Genomic DNA, 16,907 nt, shown 5'->3' on the forward strand with positions numbered 1-16,907 from the left:
CTTTTTGCCACAAATATCCCGGGGGTCTGGGGGCAGCGCCCCCAGCTTGGTCTGTGTCTGGGGGCACGCCCCCAGCGGGTCGGCGTCAGCCGAAACCCCTCTCAGGCTTTGCGCGCCAAGGCCCAAGCACAGATCGGAAAGCTCGGATCATTGCTCAAATCATCTGTGGCGGGGTCATAGACAGGCGGCCAGTCCGGCTCAAGGTTGCGGGCGGCGGCGGCGCGGTTGCCCCACTCTTCAGCCCTGATCTGCGCCTCGGGGAAGCCCGCCTCGATCAGCAGGTTCTTCAGCCCGCGCGCCGACCAGCGCGAGCAATCCTGAGGGGCGGCGTGAAACGGCAGATAAAACGGCACCGCGATCCAGAAATAGCCGCCCTCGCGCAGCATATCATGGACATGGCAGAGCGCGGTAAAGGGGCGGTCCAGATGCTCCCAGACCTGATTGGCAAGGATCAGATCAAAGGCGCGTGTCTTGCCGTTGGCGTCGCGGAACGGGCCAAGGCAGATGTCGTGCTCGGGGTATTTGAAGCGCTCATAGCTTTTGGCTTCTAGCCGCTGGCCCCATTTGCCCGATATTTCGGCAAGCTCCATTTTGGCAAGAGGCAGCTCTTTCAACCACGCGGCGGAAGATTTGTTCATCACCACGCGATTGAGAGACACCATGAAACATACCTTTAAAAATGAATGGCGCGCCCGTATGCGTCGAGCACGCTTTCATGCATCATTTCAGAAAGTGTGGGATGTGGGAAGACCGTTTGCATGAGGTCTTCTTCGGTTGTCTCAAGCTGGCGGCCAACAACATAGCCTTGGATCAGCTCGGTGACTTCGGCGCCCACCATATGTGCGCCGAGTAGTTCGCCTGTGCGCGCGTCAAACACGGTTTTGACCATGCCTTCAGGCTCGCCAAGCGCGATCGCCTTGCCGTTGCCGACAAAGGGGAAGCGGCCGACTTTGACATCATAGCCAAGCTCTTTGGCTTTGGCCTCGCTATAGCCCACGGAGGCCACCTGCGGGTGGCAATATGTGCAGCCTGCAATGCTTTCGGGGCGCACGGCGTGGGGCTTCTGGCCTGCGATCAGTTCGGCGACCATGACGCCCTCATGGGAGGCTTTATGCGCAAGCCACGGCGCGCCAGCGATATCGCCGATGGCGTAGAGGCCTTCGACACCTGTGCGGCAGTATTCATCCACCACAACATGGCTGCGGTCGATCTGGACGCCGAGCGCTTCAAGGCCGAGGCCTTCGACATTGCCGACGATGCCGACGGCAGAAATCACAGTGTCAAACTCTTGGGTTTCGACTTTGCCGCCCGTTTCGATATGGGCCGTCACGCGGCCTTTGGCGCGGTCGAGTTTTTTGACCATGGCTTTTTCCATGATCTTCATACCCTGCTTGACGAATTGCTTTTTGGCGAAGGCTGAAATCTCGGCGTCTTCGACAGGCAGGACGCGGTCCATGACTTCGACGACGGTCGTGTCGGCGCCGAGCGTGTTATAGAAGCTCGCAAACTCGATGCCGATGGCGCCAGAGCCGATGACGAGGAGCTTTTTGGGCATACGCGGCGGTGTGAGCGCGTGTTTGTAAGTCCAGACCAGATCGCCATCCGCCTCAAGGCCGGGCAGCTCGCGGGCGCGTGCGCCTGTGGCGAGCACGATGTGCTTGGCGGTCAGCTCTTGCGCGCCCTTCTCGGTTTTGACGCTCACGCGGCCCTTGGCGGTCACGGTAGCTTCGCCCATCACGGTTGTGACTTTGTTCTTTTTCATCAGATGGCTGATGCCGCCCGAAAGCTGGCTTGCCACGCCGCGCGAGCGCTTTACGACGGCGTCGAGATCATAGGTGATATTGTCTGCCGAGAGGCCGAATTCCCTGGCGCGGTGCATGAGGTGAAACACCTCCGAGGAGCGCAGCATGGCTTTTGTCGGGATGCAGCCCCAATTGAGGCAGATGCCGCCCATATGCTCACGTTCCACGATGGCAACGCTGAGGCCGAGTTGTGCGCCACGGATGGCGGCAACATAGCCGCCCGGCCCTGCGCCAATCACGATCATATCAAAAGATTTAGCTGCCATGTGTGTCTCCGGTCTGGTCACGGGAATCGAGCGCCCGTTCTTGCACTGAAAAATTAGTTTGACGTTAAACTAATTTTCATTTCAGAGCAATCACAGAGAGGCGCGCTGCCGCGAAATGCCGCGTCAGCCCTTAAAAACCATGGAGATAAAGAGGCTTACGCCGCTTGGAGCTGTTTCACGGTTGTGCCGTAACCGCCGCTTTCAATGTAGCTTGCTTCTGGCCCCGTGTTGGCGCGGCCCAAAGCCTCGTTGCGATAGGGAAAGCGGCCAAAGGTGCGAATGACTTCGCGGTGGGCGCGCGCGTGCAGCAGGTTGCTTTCGCCTGTTTCTGGCATACGCTCTATCATGAGGCGGATGCAGCGGTCTTGATCGGCGAGGGATTCGGAGTGCATCAGCGGCAGATAGAAGAACTGGCGCGCCGGTTCGTTGGTCTTGAGATCCCAGCCCTTGGTGATGGCGCATTTGGCGGCGCAGAGCGACTTTTTGTCGGTTGCAAAGGCCTGCCCCGAGCCGCGGAACATATTGCGCGGGAATTGATCCAGCAGGATCACATAGGCCAAAGCGCCCTCGGCGTTCTGGAGCCAGTCACTCAGCCCGCCCGCTGCGCCAAGCTCCCATGCGCTTAGAAAGCGGGAGCGGATTGTCTCATCCAGCGCCTCGGTGCTGTTATACCAGCCCTGTGGCCCGACCTCATCAATCCAGAACGCCAAAACATCGGCGGCGGTTACCTGTTCACTCATGGGTTCAACTCCTCACCATTTGGACCCCCTAATTGGTGAGGTTAGCCGCAATCATTTCAAATGAAAGTAAAGTTTTGCGACAATATTAACATTTTTATGACGCTTCGGAACTTTCATCCTCTTCGGCCCCTGCTTCGAGCGCATATTCGACCGCAAGCGCCGAGGAGGACATCGACACAGGCGCATAGCTGCTTGTGTTTTCCTCGCTGGCGGGCGCGGCGCGCTGTGTCATGCGATAGGCGGCATAAAGCGCCAGCATCACAAGCAGGGTCGCAATCAGCAGGAAGTAAGCAGACGGGCCGAATGTGCTCATCAGCCAGCCCGTGATGACGGGGCCAGAAATCGCGCCGAGGCCGTTGATAAAGACGAGACCGCCAGAGACAGAGGCCATATCCTCAAGCTCGATAAAGTCGTTGGTATAGGCCACGAGCAGGGAATAGAGCGGATTGGACAGCCCGCCGATCAGGAAGGCCGACACCAAAAGCGCTGTATAGTGCCCGCCAGAGAGCAGCCCGATAAAGGCGCCAACAGCGCAGACGACCGCCACGATCATAATCAGGCGGCGGCGGTCCATACGGTCGGAGAGCCAGCCAAGCGGATATTGAATCAGCGTTGCTCCGACATAAAACATCGACACAAAGAGCGAGATTTGCCCCAGCGTCAGGCCGACTTGTGTGCCGTAGACGGCGCTCATGCCGAACTGGGCCGAGAAGACCCCGCCGAGCAGAAACATCCCGACGCAGCCGAGCGGGGAGATTTCCATGATCTCGCGCAGGGTTTTGGGCTTGGTGGCTTCAAAGGCAGGGGTCGGGCTGACCGAGAGCAGAATGGGCGCAAAGGACACCGAGACAAGCACCGAAATGATCACAAAGAGCACATAGCCCGCAGGATCGGCCACAAGCAGCAGGGCTTGGGCTATGATGATCCCGAGCATCTGCATGATCATGTAAAGCGAGAGCGCCTTGCCGCGGTTTTGATTGTCGGCCGAGTTGTTGAGCCAGCTTTCGGCTGTGACGTAAACGCCAGAGAAGCAAAAGCCGATGACAATGCGCATGACCGTCCAGGCCCAGGGGTCGGCGAATGTCGGATAGAGGATCAGCACCGCCGAGATAAACGAGCCAAGTGCGGCAAAGACGCGGACATGGCCGACGCGGCGGATCATCATCGGCGTCAGGCGCGAGCCGCCCAGAAAGCCGACAAAATAGCCCGACATGACGATCGACATCAAAAAGGGCGAAAACCCTTCGATATCGCCGCGCACGCCGAGCAGTGTGCCTTGCAGGCCGTTGCCGACCATCAAGAGCATCATTCCGAGCATGAGTGCCCATGACGAGGAGAGAACCTGTAACATCGCGTATCCTTATGCCCTAGGGCGTGGGTGGACCTCTATGCCTCTTCTGTCGGGATCAAAAGCGACATTTCCCGTCAGTTTTGGTCTTAAGGCAAAAGAAGCGAGGAATCGCCATAAGAAAAGAAGCGATACTCTGTTTCTATCGCGTGTTTGTAAATTTCCATGACACGTTCCTGCCCCATGAGCGCAGAAATCAGCATCATCAGGGTGGATTTGGGCAAATGGAAGTTGGTCATCAGCCCGTCGGCGACTTTGAATTCAAACCCGGGGTAGATAAAGATATCGGTTTCGCCCTGCCACGGGGCGATCTCGGCTTGGCGCGCGGCGGCGCTTTCGATCAGGCGCAAGGCGGTTGTCCCGACAGGGATCACCCGCCCGCCTGCGGCTTTGGTCGCGGCGATCTCGGCGGCGGCCTCTGGCGTGACCTCGCCCCATTCGGCGTGCATCTTATGGGTGGTGACGTCTTCGACCTTGACGGGCAGGAACGTCCCTGCCCCGACATGGAGCGTCACGTAACTCATGGCGACCCCTGCGGCCTTGAGCGCAGAAAGGAGCGCCTCATCAAAGTGCAGCGAGGCTGTGGGTGCGGCGACGGCCCCTGTCTGGCGGGCAAAGACGGTCTGATAGTCTGTCTTGTCTTGCTCATCGGCGGCGCGTTTGGCGGCAATATAGGGCGGCAGCGGCATCGCGCCAGCCTCGTTGAGCGCGGCTTCGAAGGCCTCGCCTTCAAGGTTGAATTTCAGCTCGGCTTGGCCTTCGCTGCGGCTGAGCAGCGTGGCGCGCAGGCCAGCGGCAAAGGCAATGTCTTCGCCATCGCGGATTTTGCGCAGAGGCTTGATCAGCGCCGACCAGCCGCCCGAGGCTGTGGGGCTGAGGAGCGTGACTTCCATGTTGGATTGGGTCAGCCCTGTTTCGCCCAAGCGCTCGCGGATGCCAAAAAGGCGGGCGGGAATGACTTTTGTATCATTGATCACAAGCCTGTCGCCCGCACCGAGCCAGCGGGTGATATCTGTCACGCGGGCGTCGACAACGGGCGCGCCAAGGCTGGCCCCCTCGGCCACCAAGAGCCGCGCCGAAGAGCGCGGGCGCGCAGGGCGCGTGGCAATCAGGGCTTCGGGGAGATCAAAATCAAAGTCAGACAGTTTCATCGGGTATTTATCGCTTTATTTCGGGCGGTGGGCGGCGGAATATCTCGCGAAACATTCCCGGCGTAAAGATCGAAAGCGGGTTGACCTGCACATTGGGCGCATTGGCTGTGCCTTTGAGATTGTAATTGAAGCCGACAAGCCCCTCGCCTTTGCGGGTGAAAATCGCGCCAAGGCCATTGACGATAAAGAAGGGTGACACCACGCCTTGCATATCCATCTGGCCAGAGCCGAGATCATAGTAGCCGTCCATCGAAATCCCCATGGCATTGCCGACAGCGCTGGCTTTGCTGACGACCACGCGGCGCGGGGTGAGCTGAAAGCGGGTTTCAACCTCGTTGAACAAGATCCCCTGCCCGTCAAGCTGCTCCAGCAGGCCGACAACACTCGCCGCATTGAGCAGCGCGGCCATCGCGGGGGCATCCTTGAGGCGCACGCCTTTAAGGCTCAGCACGCCGTTGTAACTGCCTTTGGCGGAGGCCGGAGCCATGGTCAGATCAAACAGACCGCCAGAGGCGTTCTTGAGGAGGCCTGCCGCCTTGAGAACCTGCCCGCCATCTTCGGAGCGCAGGCGGAAGGCGCTTCTGTTGCCCTGCGGCACAACGCGGCCCTCGACAAGGGCCTCGCCGTTGACGCTGCCTGAAAAATTGCCCTCAAAGCCTTTGGTTGTGGAAAATTCGCCGCGAAAGCTGCGCAGGGAGATGCCTGAGGAAATCACCAGCTCGTCAAGGCGGGCAAGGATCGGCGGGCTGTCTGCGGCCGCTGCCGCAGGGGTTGTCGTGCCACCTGTGCCGCCTGTGCCCAGCGTGGTTTTGCTTAGGTCAATCCGTCCGCCGCCAAGCTCGATACGGGGCGCGCGGCCTGCGCCGCGTGAGACGATTTTGAGCGGCACATTGAGCCAGTTGCCAATGGTTACGCGCTCAAAGCTGGCCTCTTGAAACGCGCCCTTTTCCAGCGCCACGGCGCCGCGGGCTTTGAGGCCAGAGGCCTCAAGCGTTATGTTGTCCACCGACAGATCTGCGCCGAGGCTTCCTGTGACGCTCAGTTTGCCCTTGCTGTCTTGGGGGTGTTTCCAGCCGATCTGGGGAATGGCGAGGCCGAGGCCTGCCAGATCGGAGGCGAGCGTGAAGCGCGGCCCTTGGCCCTTGGGAAGCGTGAGCGCGAGCGACGCCGTGCTGCGCCCTGAGACGCTGCCTGCGGGCAGGCCAAGGCGGAAGGCGCGCACAAATTCGCCCGAAAGCTCGACTGTTCCGTCAAGGGTCGCCTCTGCTGTGCTGGCCTCGGCTCCGAGCGGGGCGCGAAAGCGGCCAGAGACAGGCAAGGTATCGAGCCGGCCTTCCCCTGAGATCAGAAGCTCTGTCGGAGTGACGCGGACATCAAGCACGGGGCTGGCGAGCAGACGGCCCGGCACAATCGCCTCACTGCGCACCTCTGTGAGGGTTGCCGAGATGTCATAGCTAAGCGCGTCGGGGGGCGGGTTTTTCTGCATTGTCCAGCCGAGTGTGCCTGTGACGCTGGCGCGCCCGTCGGCCAGCGTCACGGGGAGGTTGGTCTTTTTCAGCGCATTGATCGGCTCTTGATTGATCAGGCTCAAAACCGCCGTGATCTGGCCTTCTGTGCGCAGATTGACCACGGCTTTGGCGGGCGCGGGCAATGTGCGCGGGATGATAAACTCGGTGCCAGCCACATCGAGCCGCCCGCCTTGGGGGGCGGTGACTGTGCCACGGGTGGCGCGCGCAGCAAAGCGCTTGCGCAGAAGGCTGGCTTGGCCTGCCATATTCTCGATCAGCGGCATATCGGGCAGATAGCGCATTTTGACGCGCTCAAAGCCAAAGGAGACCAGCGGCTCGGGCTTGACATCTGGCCCTGCGCGCAGGGCGAACTGGGCTTCGTTGATATGGCCTTCAAGCACATTGGCGGCGACCCATGCACGGGTCTTCTCGCCTGCTTTTTCGGGCCAGAGCGCGAGCACCTGCGCCAGATCAAGCGCCTCGGCTGCGGCTTGGACCTGATAGCTCCAGCCCTTGGGGAGCGCCTCAAAGCTGCCTTCGATGTGATAGGCGGTGTCGCCATCCTTAAGGCCGAGCTGCCCCAGCTCGACGCGGAACGGATCAAGGCTGAGGCGCAGATCAGCAAAGCCGCTTTCAAAGGTGACAGGCTCGGGCAGAAGCTCGGAGGGGTTGGCCGAAATCCCTGCAAGGCGAAGCTGGCCTATGAAGGCCTCGGGCCAGCCGCCCTCTTCCATCACAAGGCCAAGCCGGCCTTCGGCGCGCAGGGTGACCCATTCGCTTTGCAGATTGATTTCATCAAAGGTGATCATGCTGTTTGCGGGATCATAGGTCAGATAAGTGCGTGCCGAGCGGAAGGGAATCGGCGTGGCGGCCTCGTTGGGCTGAAGCGCGCCTTCGGCGATCTGCAAGGTGGCGCTGAGCGGGCCAAGCGCGCCCTCGGCGTTCATCGACAGGCGCAAGGCCCCCGAAATCGGCGCGCGCAGCACCTCAAGCCAAGACAGCGCCGCCGCTTGGGTGGCGAGGTCACTGGCGGGAAAATCTGTCAGGTTGAGCCCGACAGAGGCCTGATCGGCCCCTGCCTTGCGCTCAAAATTAAGCTCGACCCCCGCCGCCGAAGCGCCGCCTGTGAGCAGGGCAAAATCGGCGCGCGCGCGCAGCTCGCCAGCCGTGTGCAAGACTTCGAGCCGCCCGCCATCCACCGTCCAGTTGCGGCGCGCCCGCTCGTCTTCATAGCGCAGGGTCACATCGGCCACCTCCAGCCGCTCAAAGGCGGCAAAGCTGGGGCGCGCCAAAATCCCGTCCACCTGCGCCATGATCTGGCCAAAGCCTGTGCCCTGTGTGTCGGGCGTCTCGCTGGCGGCGGTCAGCTCTTCGCCAAAACTGATCCAGAACCCGCCTTGCAAATCGCGCCGCAGGCCAAGGCGGGTGCCTGACAGTCTGATATCGGTCGGGCGCAGCGCGCCTTCGGCCAAGGGCTTGAGGGCGATCCCCACCGAGAGGCTGTCAAAGGCCACGATCCGCGCGCCCTCGGCATCAAAGACCTCAGCATCACTGAGCAAGACACGCGGCGCCCAGCCCGTTTCAAGCATCAGAGAGGCGCTGCCAAGGCGTGTCGAATAAGGCGCGATGTCGCGGTTGATCTGTGCAGTGAGCCGCGCCTCGGCCCATTCGGGCACAACCAGAGGCTCGCTGCGCAGCGCCAGCACCCCGAGGACACCGCCAAGCAGCAAGAGCGCCAGCAACGCCAGACTGAGCAGCCCGACAGCCGCGCGCTTGCGGCGGCGGCCGCGCTTTGGCGGCGCGTCCCGTTCGGGGCTGTCTGGGGGCGTGTCAGGCTCTGTGGTCATGCTCCGCTTTCAGGCCAAGTCTGTGCTGGCAGGCTCCAGCAGGTTTATCTCATCGGGTTTGCCCGCTCGGGCGTAACAGCTATACCACATAACAGGCTTTGGCGTTGCGCCTGTGGGCCTGCGATAATATGAAACCCCACGAGACGGTAGAGGTAAAGCCAAGATGACCGAAGATACGCAATTTCCCGCCCCCGCGTTCAGCCTGCCCAGCGACACGGGCGAAACCGTGAGCCTTGATGGCCTCAAGGGCCAGCCCTTTGTTTTGTTCTTCTATCCGCGCGACAACACTCCCGGCTGCACCACCGAGGCCAAGGGCTTTTCGGCGGATCAGGCGGCCTTTGAGGCGGCGGGTGTGCGTGTTTTTGGTGTTTCAAAAGACAGTCTGGACAGCCATGCCAAGTTTCGCACGAAACAGGAGCTGACTGTGCCGCTTCTGTCAGACGAGCATGGCAGCCTCTGTGAGGACTTGGGCGTTTGGACGGAAAAGAAGATGTATGGCAAAGCCTTTATGGGCATTGAGCGCGCAACCTTTTTGATTGATGGCGCGGGGCAAGTTGTGCGCGCGTGGCGCAAGGTGAAAGTTCCGGGCCATGTCGAAGATGTGCTCGCCGCTGTGAAGGCGCTCTGAGGTGAGCCAAACGCTTGCAGAAATGGCTGTTGAAGTGCTCAACACAGCCGACGGGCGCGCCAAGACCGCGCTGGCCCGCCAGCACGCGGCGACATGGTTTGCGGCGCGCGCGGCGGGCACGCCGCTTGCGATTGGCACCGCAAGCCCGCCCCTGCACCCTGCCCGCCCAGCTGCGCCAGAGCTGCTCAGCCCGCGGGATGTGCCACGGCGCAAGCCCGGCTCCGAGAAGGGGCGGATCGCGCTTTTGCACGCGGTGGCGCATATCGAGCTGAACGCTGTTGATTTGCATTGGGATATTATCGCGCGCTTCAGCCATGTGCCCTTTCCGCTTGGCTATTATGACGACTGGGTCAAGGCGGGCGACGAAGAAGCCAAGCATTTCAATCTTGTAAGCGACTGTCTTGAAGCGCTTGGCAGCCATTATGGCGCCTTGCCAGCCCATGCGGGAATGTGGCGCGCCGCCGAAGACACCGCCGAGGACATCATGGGGCGGCTCGCGGTTGTGCCTATGGTGCTTGAGGCGCGCGGGCTGGATGTGACGCCGGGGATGATCGAGATTTTTCGCAAGGCGGGGCTGGAGGATGCGGTCGCAGCGCTTGAGATTATCTATGGCGAGGAAGTCGGCCATGTCGCCTATGGCTCAAAGTGGTTTCACTTTCTCTGCGGGCGCGACGGGATCGACCCGAAGCCCGAATTTCACCGCCTTGTGAAACATTACTTTCACAGCCAGCTCAAGCCGCCCTTTAACGAGGAAAAGCGCGCCGAAGCCGGGCTGCCGCCCGACTTTTACTGGCCTCTGGCCGAAGAAACCCCCGCAAAACAGCGTTGAGGGCGACGGCACAATCGGCGGGAATTCGCCGTAAATCTCATGTTTCCAATATGATGCGCCGCAAAGGGGCCAAAAAACTTGCGCCCCTGTTAACAGACCGCTAATCCCTTTTGGGATGGCGGCCTCTCTGTGGCTGTCAGACTGCGGCAGCGCTCGCCTTTTGAGCCCATCGCACTTGATTTGAAACGGCCAAGGAACTTCGCGTTGCGCACACAGCTTGCTATCCGTATCGACTCGTTTTTGGAGCATTACTTTCCGGAACGGCGCGTCTTTCTGAGATCAGACAAAGACACACGCTTTATTCGTCTGCGCCCCTTGGTGCAGCTTTTTGCCTTTACGGGGGCGGCGCTGGTTGTGGCATGGTCGATTGTTGCGACGGCGATTTTGCTGATGGACAGCATCGGCGCGGGCAACTTCCGCGAGCAAGCCAAGCGCGACCAGCAGACCTATCAGAGCCGTCTTAACTTTATTTCGGTGCAGCGTGACACGCGGGCCGAAGAGGCGCTGGCGGCGCAGGAGCGGTTCAACTCGGCTTTGCAGCAGATTTCCAAGATGCAATCAGAGCTTCTGGCCTCCGAGACCCGCCGCCGCGAGATGGAAACAGGCATCGAGATCATCCAGAACACCCTGCGCTCGGCTATGAACGAGCGCGACGCGGCGCGCGAGCAGCTTGCGACACTGGCCCAAGCCCAAGACAGCGGCGGCACGGTGCAGGTTTCGGGGCTGAGCTCTGACAGCAGCGCGCTTGGGCTGATCACACAGGCGCTGGCCGAAACGGCCGCCGAGCGCGACCAAGTCGTCGCAGATGCGCAATCGGCGCTGGATCAGGCGGCGGAGATGGAAGAGCGCATTGCGCTCATGAAAGACCAGAACGACCAGATATTCCGCCAGCTCGAGGAGGCAATGACCGTTTCTGTAAAGCCGCTTGACCGGATGTTTCGCGCCGCGGGCATGAACACAGACAGCCTTCTGAAACAGGTGCGGCGCGGCTATTCGGGCCAAGGCGGGGCGCTGACGCCTTTGTCATTCTCGACCCGTGGCGAGGAGCCATCGAGCGCCGAGCGCCGCGCCAACCGCATTATCAGCGAGCTGGACCGGCTCAACCTTTACCGTCTTGCGGCCTCAAAAGCGCCATTTGCCAAGCCTGTTCAGGCGGGCTACCGCTTTACCTCGCCCTTCGGTTATCGTCGTGACCCCAAGACAGGCGGCCGCCGTCTGCACAAGGGCGTTGATTTTGCCGGCCCTATCGGCACACCGCTTTATGCAACGGCAGACGGGATTGTGACCCATGCGGGCTGGAGCTCGGGATATGGCCGTCTTGTGAAGATCCAGCACGAGTTTGGCATTGAAACCCGCTATGCCCACCAAAACCGAATTCGGGTTAAAGTTGGACAAAGGGTATCGCGCGGACAGAGAATTGGTGATATGGGAGCATCTGGACGGGTAACTGGCCCCCATTTACACTATGAAGTTCGCGTAGGTGGAAAAGCCGTAAATCCAATGATCTATATCAAGGCAGCTAACGATGTTTTCTAAAAGCAAAATCAACGAACCTGGCCCCAAGGCCGACAGCACAACCCCTGCTTCAGGCGCTGACAAGGGGGCACCTGCTGCACCTGCCAAGCCAGCCGTTCCTGGCGGGAACGAGTTTAAGGCTTCGGCTCCCAAGGCCAAGCCGCCCGCCTCGGTTTTGTCATCCGATCTTCATGTGACGGGCAATCTGCGCACCACAGGCGACATTCAGATTGAAGGCACGATTGAGGGCGACATTCGCGCCCATCTTCTGACAGTGGGCGAAGGCGCGACTGTTAAGGGCGAAGTGATTGCTGATGATGTGGTTGTGAACGGCCGCGTTGTGGGCCGTGTGCGCGGCCTCAAGGTCCGCCTCACCTCAACCGCCCGTGTGGAAGGCGACATCATTCACAAGACCATCGCAATTGAAAGCGGGGCGCATTTTGAAGGCTCTGTGCAGCGCCAAGATGATCCGCTCAATTCAGGCGCGAAAGGTGGCGCAGCCGCAGCCCCAGCCGCCGCGCCCAAAGACGCTTCGTAAGCGCCGATTGCTATGACAAATGACACAGGGGCACTGCAGGAGACTGCGGTGCCCGTTGCTTTTGTGGCCTCTGACAAGCGCCACTTGGTGTTGATCGCGGCCATTCTGGCCTCGGCTCTGGGGTTTATTGACGGATCTGTCTTGGCAATCGCCCTGCCCGCCATTCGCGAGAGCCTTGGCGCGGGGCTGGCTGAAGCGCAGTGGATTTACAGCGGCTATATGCTGATGCTGAGCGCCTTTGTGCTGACGGGCGGCGCGCTTGGCGACAAGCTTGGCCTCGGGCGCAGCTTTGCGGGCGGGATTGCGGGGTTTGTTGCGGCCTCTGTTCTCTGCGCTCTGGCGCAAACCCCTGATCAGATGATTGCGGCACGGGTGCTTCAAGGGCTGGGCGCGGCTGTGATGGTGCCGGGGTCTTTGGCTGCAATCACCCGCGCTTATCCGCGCAACGAGCGCGGCGCGGCCATCGGGCTTTGGGCGGCCAGCTCCTCGCTCACCACGGCGCTTGGGCCGCTTTTGGGCGGCGTTTTCCTGAGCTATGGCGGGGCGGAGGCGTGGCGCTTCATCTTTGCGATCAACCTGCCTTTGGGCGCGCTGGCGATCTGGCTGATTGTGGCCCATACCCGCGACACGCGCAGGGACACCGAGACCAAGATCGACTTTACGGGCGGCGCGTTGGCCTCTGTTGCGTTCTTTTTCATAGCCTTTGCCTTTACACAGGCAGAGCCGCGATACGGGCTTCTGGGCGCGGCTGTCTTTGGCGGCTTTCTGTGGCATGAGGCGCGCTGCCCTGCCCCTATGATTGATATCAGGCTCTTCAAATTGCGTGACTTTTCGGCTGTGAACCTTGCCACGCTTTTGATGTGGATGGGGTTTCAGGGCGTTTTGTTTTATCTGCCGATGACGCTGATTGCGGGTTGGGAGCAAGACGCGCTGATCACCTCGCTGACCTTTGCACCTATGGCTTTGTTTATCGCGCTTTTGTCGCCGCGCATGGGGCGGTTGGCGGACCGTATCGGGCCAAAGCCTCTTATTGCGGCGGGGGCCGTTGTGACGGCGCTTGGCTTTCTGGCCTTGAGTGTTGCGATTGTCTCGGATCAGTTTGTTCTGGGTATCCTGCCCGCCACCTCTCTGGTCGGGCTGGGGCTTGGGCTGGCTGTTGCGCCGTTGACCACGGCTGTGGTCAATTCTGTGCCCGACGAGAGCGCCGGCACGGCCTCAGGCGTCAACAATGCCGCCGCGCGTGTGGCGGGGCTGATGGGGGTTGCGACACTGGGGTTGCTTGCGCAGGCCGGCTATCTGGCGGCGGGCGGACAAGACAGCTTTGGCGCCTTCTCAAGTGCGGCGGGACATGGCGCAGCGATGATCACAGGCTTTCGCGCTGTGGCTTACGGCGCGGCGGGCTTTGCGCTTTTGGGGGCTGGGATTGTCTGGTTTGGCATGGGGCGTCAGGCCTCGAGCTCCGCGTCCCAATAGAGAAAGTCCATCCAACTCTCATGCAAGTGATTGGGCGGGAACTTACGGCCCATATTGCGCAGCTCTTCGGCGGCGGGCGGACGCGGCGGCTTGCGCAGATGCAGCCCGCATTGACGCAGGCTTTTTGAGCCTTTCTTAAGGTTGCAGGGGCTACAGGCGGCGACCACATTTTGCCAGCTTGTTACCCCGCCGCTTGCGCGCGGAACCACGTGATCAAACGTGAGGTCGCCTTTCGCGCCGCAGTATTGGCAGCAAAATTCATCCCTCAAAAACAAATTAAAGCGCGTGAAGGCCACGCGCTTTTGAGGTTTGACATAATCTTTGAGGACCACAACAGAGGGGATCCTGATCACCGTGGAGGGGCTGCGCACCACCTCATCGTATTCGGCAATGATATCGACCCGATCCAGCCACGCCGCCTTGACCGCCTCTTGCCACGGCCAAAGCGAGAGCGGGTAATAACTGAGGGGGCGATAATCCGCATTGAGCACCAAGGCAGGGTGCTGCTTGAGGCTTGCGGGGTTGCGCTGAAAGTCTGTTCTAAAGGTGCCGTCCATGTGCCGTATCTCTGCTCCGCTCGCAGGCTTGGCCAGATGTGGCACACCCGCTTATGTGAACCACTATATATCGTGGCAAGTATCGGGCAAGCCTCTTGACGTCTGCCTGATCTGGGCCAGAAAAGCAGAGGCGTTTGACAGGAATGTGACAGGGCGCGGCAGGCTTAAGGCGCTGAAAAAACTAGTCTTTCCAAGGAAAGCGCACGCAACGGCCCACGCGCACGCGGCAAGCCGGAGGCGCGTGGCGACGCTTTCGGTCGATTTGAAGCGACAGAATCGCCCCGACTTGGGCGGCCCCTTAACGGCGTGGCTCAGTCGGCGGCGCGCTCGGCTTCGATCTTGCGCCAGCGGGCAACATTGGCGTTGTGCTCGGCCAGCGTCACCGCGAAAGCGTGGCCGCCTGTGCCATCGGCGACAAAGAAGATGTAGTCTGTGCTGTCAGGGTCAAGCGCGGCTTCAATGCTGGCGCGGCCCGGATTGGCGATCGGCGTTGGGGTGAGCGCGTCGATGACATAGGTGTTGTAAGGTGTGGCGGCGCGCAGCTCGGAGCGGCGCAATCCACGGCCCAAGACGCCCTGCCCCTTGGTGATCCCGTAGATCACGGCGGGGTCGGTTTGCAGCTTCATGCCAAGGCGCAGGCGGTTGACAAAAACGCTCGCCACCTGACGGCGCTCTCGTGCCACGCCTGTTTCTTTTTCAATCAGTGAGGCCAGAATCAGCGCCTCTTCGGGGCTGTTGAGCGGCAGATCGGCGACGCGGTTTTCCCAAGCTTGGGCGAGGATCGCCTCTTGGCGCGCGGCCATTTCGACCAGAAGCTCTGCGCGCTTGTCGCCTTTTTTAACTTCATAACTTTGTGGCGCAAGGCTGCCTTCGGCGGGCACTTCGGAAATATCCCCCTCAAGCAGCGAGATACGCTTGAGGCCTTCCACGATCTGCCAGCTTGTGACGCCTTCGGCCACAGCGATCCGAAAACGCGTGTCGATACGGTCGCGCACCGCCAGATATTCGGCGGGGGCCTCTTCGGCGGCGGGGTCGAACTTGGCTTTTTCGATATAGGTGCTGGTGGCGGGGTCCAGCTCGCGCACGAGGTTGGAGAGCTGGGTGACGCCAATGCGATAAACGATCTCGGTGCCGCAGGTGCTGGCGCCGCCACGGGTGATGATATCGGCGATCTCTTTGGGCGAGGATTTGGCAGGCACAAGATAGCTGCCGGCCTTGAGCTGACCTGCGAGGCCGGCATAGTCCATGCCGACCCGCAGAAGCATCCCAGAGCGCAGGGCACCTTGGGCTTCAAGGCTTTCACTCACGCGGTTCACATTGCTTCCGCGCTCTACGCGCAGGCAGATTTGCTCCTCAAGCGGGCCTTCTGCGCTATATTCGGTCTGGCCCCAAAGGATTAGGCCACCGAGCAGAAAAATCGCGACGATGAGCATCGTCAGCGCGTTGGAAGCAATGTGACGCCACATGGGGTTAATCTACCTTTCGGAAAATAACCGAGGCGTTTGTGCCGCCAAAGCCGAAGCTGTTGGAGAGCGCGACGTCGATTTTGCGCGGGCGCGCTTCGCCTGCACAGAGGTCCACGACCGTTTCGCAATCCACGGTCTCAAGGTTGATCGTGGGCGGCGCGACTTGGTCGCGGATCGCGAGGATCGAGAAGATCGCTTCAATCGCGCCCGCCGCGCCGAGCAGGTGGCCTGTCATCGACTTGGTGGAGGACATGGAAAGCTTGGCCGAGGCCTCAGGCCCCATCATGCGCTCGACTGCGCCGAGTTCGATCGTGTCGGCCATGGTCGAGGTGCCGTGGGCGTTGACATAGTCAATCTCGGTGGGGCTGATGCCCGCGTTGGCGCAGGCCGCGCGCATGGCGCGCTCGGCCCCTTCATGGTCAGGGGGCGGCGCTGTGATGTGATAGGCATCGCCTGAAAGGCCATAGCCTGCGACTTCGGCATAGATTTTTGCGCCGCGCGCTTTAGCGTGCTCGTATTCTTCCAGCACAACAACGCCCGCGCCCTCGCCCATGACGAAGCCATCGCGGTTTGCGTCCCAAGGGCGGGAAGCTTTGGTTGGGTCTTCGTCGTGACCCGTGGAGAGGGCTTTGCAGGCGTTGAAGCCTGCGATCCCGATTTCACAGATCGCCGCTTCTGCGCCGCCCGCGACCATGACATCGGCATCGCCATGTTGAATAAGGCGTGAGGCGTCGCCAATTGCGTGAGCGCCTGTGGAGCAAGCGGTCACAACAGAGTGGTTTGGCCCTTTGAAGCCATAGCGGATCCCCACTTGGCCTGAAATCAGGTTGATCAGCGCGCCTGGAATAAAGAACGGCGATACACGACGCGGGCCTTTCTCGGCCATGAGGAGCGTTGTTTGCTCGATCGACTTCAAGCCGCCAATGCCAGAGCCGATCATCACGCCTGTGCGCAGGCGGCTCTCTTCGTCTTCAGGGGTCCAGTCGGCGTCTTTTACGGCCTGAGCGGCGGCGGCAATGCCGTAGAGGATAAAGTCATCAACCTTGCGGCGCTCTTTTGGCTCCATCCAGTCATCTGCGTTGAAGGTGCCATCTGTGCCGTCGCCATGTTTGACTTCGCAGGCGTATTTTGTCGTGACACGCTCAGGGTCAAACTGCGTAATCCGCGCGGCCCCTGACTTGCCTGCCAGAATATTTTTCCAGCTGTCTTCGACGCCACCCCCAACAGGTGTGACCAGTC

General features: G+C 60.9%; 14 protein-coding genes. 5 read left to right on the forward strand and 9 right to left on the reverse strand.

Features of this window, described 5'->3' with window-relative positions:
• Positions 1-101: 101 nt before the first annotated feature.
• The 6 genes from ACTF58_RS01110 to ACTF58_RS01135 all read right to left on the reverse strand — a co-directional run bounded on the left by ACTF58_RS01110 (position 102) and on the right by ACTF58_RS01135 (position 8,662).
• On the reverse strand, positions 102-662 hold the full coding sequence (locus ACTF58_RS01110) for a class I SAM-dependent methyltransferase (RefSeq protein ID WP_438990113.1): 561 nt from the start codon (positions 660-662) through the stop codon (positions 102-104).
• 11 nt (positions 663-673) lie between these two features.
• On the reverse strand, positions 674-2,068 hold the full coding sequence (gene lpdA, locus ACTF58_RS01115) for a dihydrolipoyl dehydrogenase (protein ID WP_438990114.1): 1,395 nt from the start codon (positions 2,066-2,068) through the stop codon (positions 674-676).
• A gap of 155 nt (positions 2,069-2,223) precedes the next feature.
• Entirely contained in the window at positions 2,224-2,808 is a 585-nt protein-coding gene (locus ACTF58_RS01120; RefSeq protein WP_438990115.1) for a DUF924 family protein, read from the reverse strand.
• Positions 2,809-2,902: 94 nt separating this feature from the next.
• Complete coding sequence (locus tag ACTF58_RS01125; protein ID WP_438990116.1) at positions 2,903-4,159, reverse strand: MFS transporter; 1,257 nt, start codon at positions 4,157-4,159, stop codon at positions 2,903-2,905.
• A gap of 86 nt (positions 4,160-4,245) precedes the next feature.
• Positions 4,246-5,307: a tRNA preQ1(34) S-adenosylmethionine ribosyltransferase-isomerase QueA gene (gene queA / locus ACTF58_RS01130; RefSeq protein ID WP_438990117.1), complete on the reverse strand. Its 1,062-nt coding sequence runs from the start codon at positions 5,305-5,307 to the stop codon at positions 4,246-4,248.
• 7 nt (positions 5,308-5,314) lie between these two features.
• Positions 5,315-8,662: a hypothetical protein gene (locus ACTF58_RS01135; RefSeq protein ID WP_438990118.1), complete on the reverse strand. Its 3,348-nt coding sequence runs from the start codon at positions 8,660-8,662 to the stop codon at positions 5,315-5,317.
• A gap of 163 nt (positions 8,663-8,825) precedes the next feature.
• Between ACTF58_RS01135 and ACTF58_RS01140 the strand changes: the two genes are divergently transcribed.
• The 5 genes from ACTF58_RS01140 (at position 8,826) to ACTF58_RS01160 (ending at position 13,645) form a co-directional block, all read left to right on the forward strand.
• Positions 8,826-9,290, forward strand: a complete 465-nt coding sequence (locus ACTF58_RS01140) for a peroxiredoxin (RefSeq protein WP_438990119.1) — start codon at positions 8,826-8,828, stop codon at positions 9,288-9,290.
• Between the two features lie 22 nt (positions 9,291-9,312).
• Entirely contained in the window at positions 9,313-10,119 is an 807-nt protein-coding gene (locus ACTF58_RS01145) for a ferritin-like domain-containing protein (protein ID WP_438990134.1), read from the forward strand.
• Between the two features lie 204 nt (positions 10,120-10,323).
• Positions 10,324-11,655 carry a DUF5930 domain-containing protein gene (locus ACTF58_RS01150; protein ID WP_438990120.1) on the forward strand — a complete coding sequence of 444 codons (1,332 nt, stop codon included), beginning with the start codon at positions 10,324-10,326 and terminating at the stop codon, positions 11,653-11,655.
• Complete coding sequence (locus ACTF58_RS01155) at positions 11,645-12,172, forward strand: bactofilin family protein (protein WP_438990121.1); 528 nt, start codon at positions 11,645-11,647, stop codon at positions 12,170-12,172. The genes ACTF58_RS01150 and ACTF58_RS01155 overlap by 11 nt, the downstream gene beginning before the upstream one ends.
• A 12-nt stretch (positions 12,173-12,184) precedes the next feature.
• Positions 12,185-13,645 carry an MFS transporter gene (locus ACTF58_RS01160; protein ID WP_438990122.1) on the forward strand — a complete coding sequence of 487 codons (1,461 nt, stop codon included), beginning with the start codon at positions 12,185-12,187 and terminating at the stop codon, positions 13,643-13,645.
• Here the strand turns inward: ACTF58_RS01160 and ACTF58_RS01165 are convergent.
• The 3 genes from ACTF58_RS01165 to fabF all read right to left on the reverse strand — a co-directional run bounded on the left by ACTF58_RS01165 (position 13,618) and on the right by fabF (position 16,905).
• Positions 13,618-14,202 (reverse strand): HNH endonuclease, encoded by a 585-nt coding sequence (locus ACTF58_RS01165; RefSeq protein ID WP_438990123.1) that lies wholly within the window; start codon positions 14,200-14,202, stop codon positions 13,618-13,620. The genes ACTF58_RS01160 and ACTF58_RS01165 overlap by 28 nt on opposite strands.
• 311 nt (positions 14,203-14,513) lie before the next feature.
• The gene (mltG, locus tag ACTF58_RS01170) at positions 14,514-15,668 is read right to left on the reverse strand and encodes an endolytic transglycosylase MltG (RefSeq protein WP_438990124.1); all 1,155 of its coding nucleotides are present in this window, start codon (positions 15,666-15,668) and stop codon (positions 14,514-14,516) included.
• Positions 15,669-15,672: 4 nt separating this feature from the next.
• Positions 15,673-16,905, reverse strand: a complete 1,233-nt coding sequence (fabF, locus tag ACTF58_RS01175; protein WP_438990125.1) for a beta-ketoacyl-ACP synthase II — start codon at positions 16,903-16,905, stop codon at positions 15,673-15,675.
• Between the last annotated feature and the right edge of the window lie 2 nt (positions 16,906-16,907).

The organism is Lentibacter sp. (assembly GCF_965657785.1).
Taxonomy (GTDB): Bacteria; Pseudomonadota; Alphaproteobacteria; order Rhodobacterales; family Rhodobacteraceae; genus Lentibacter.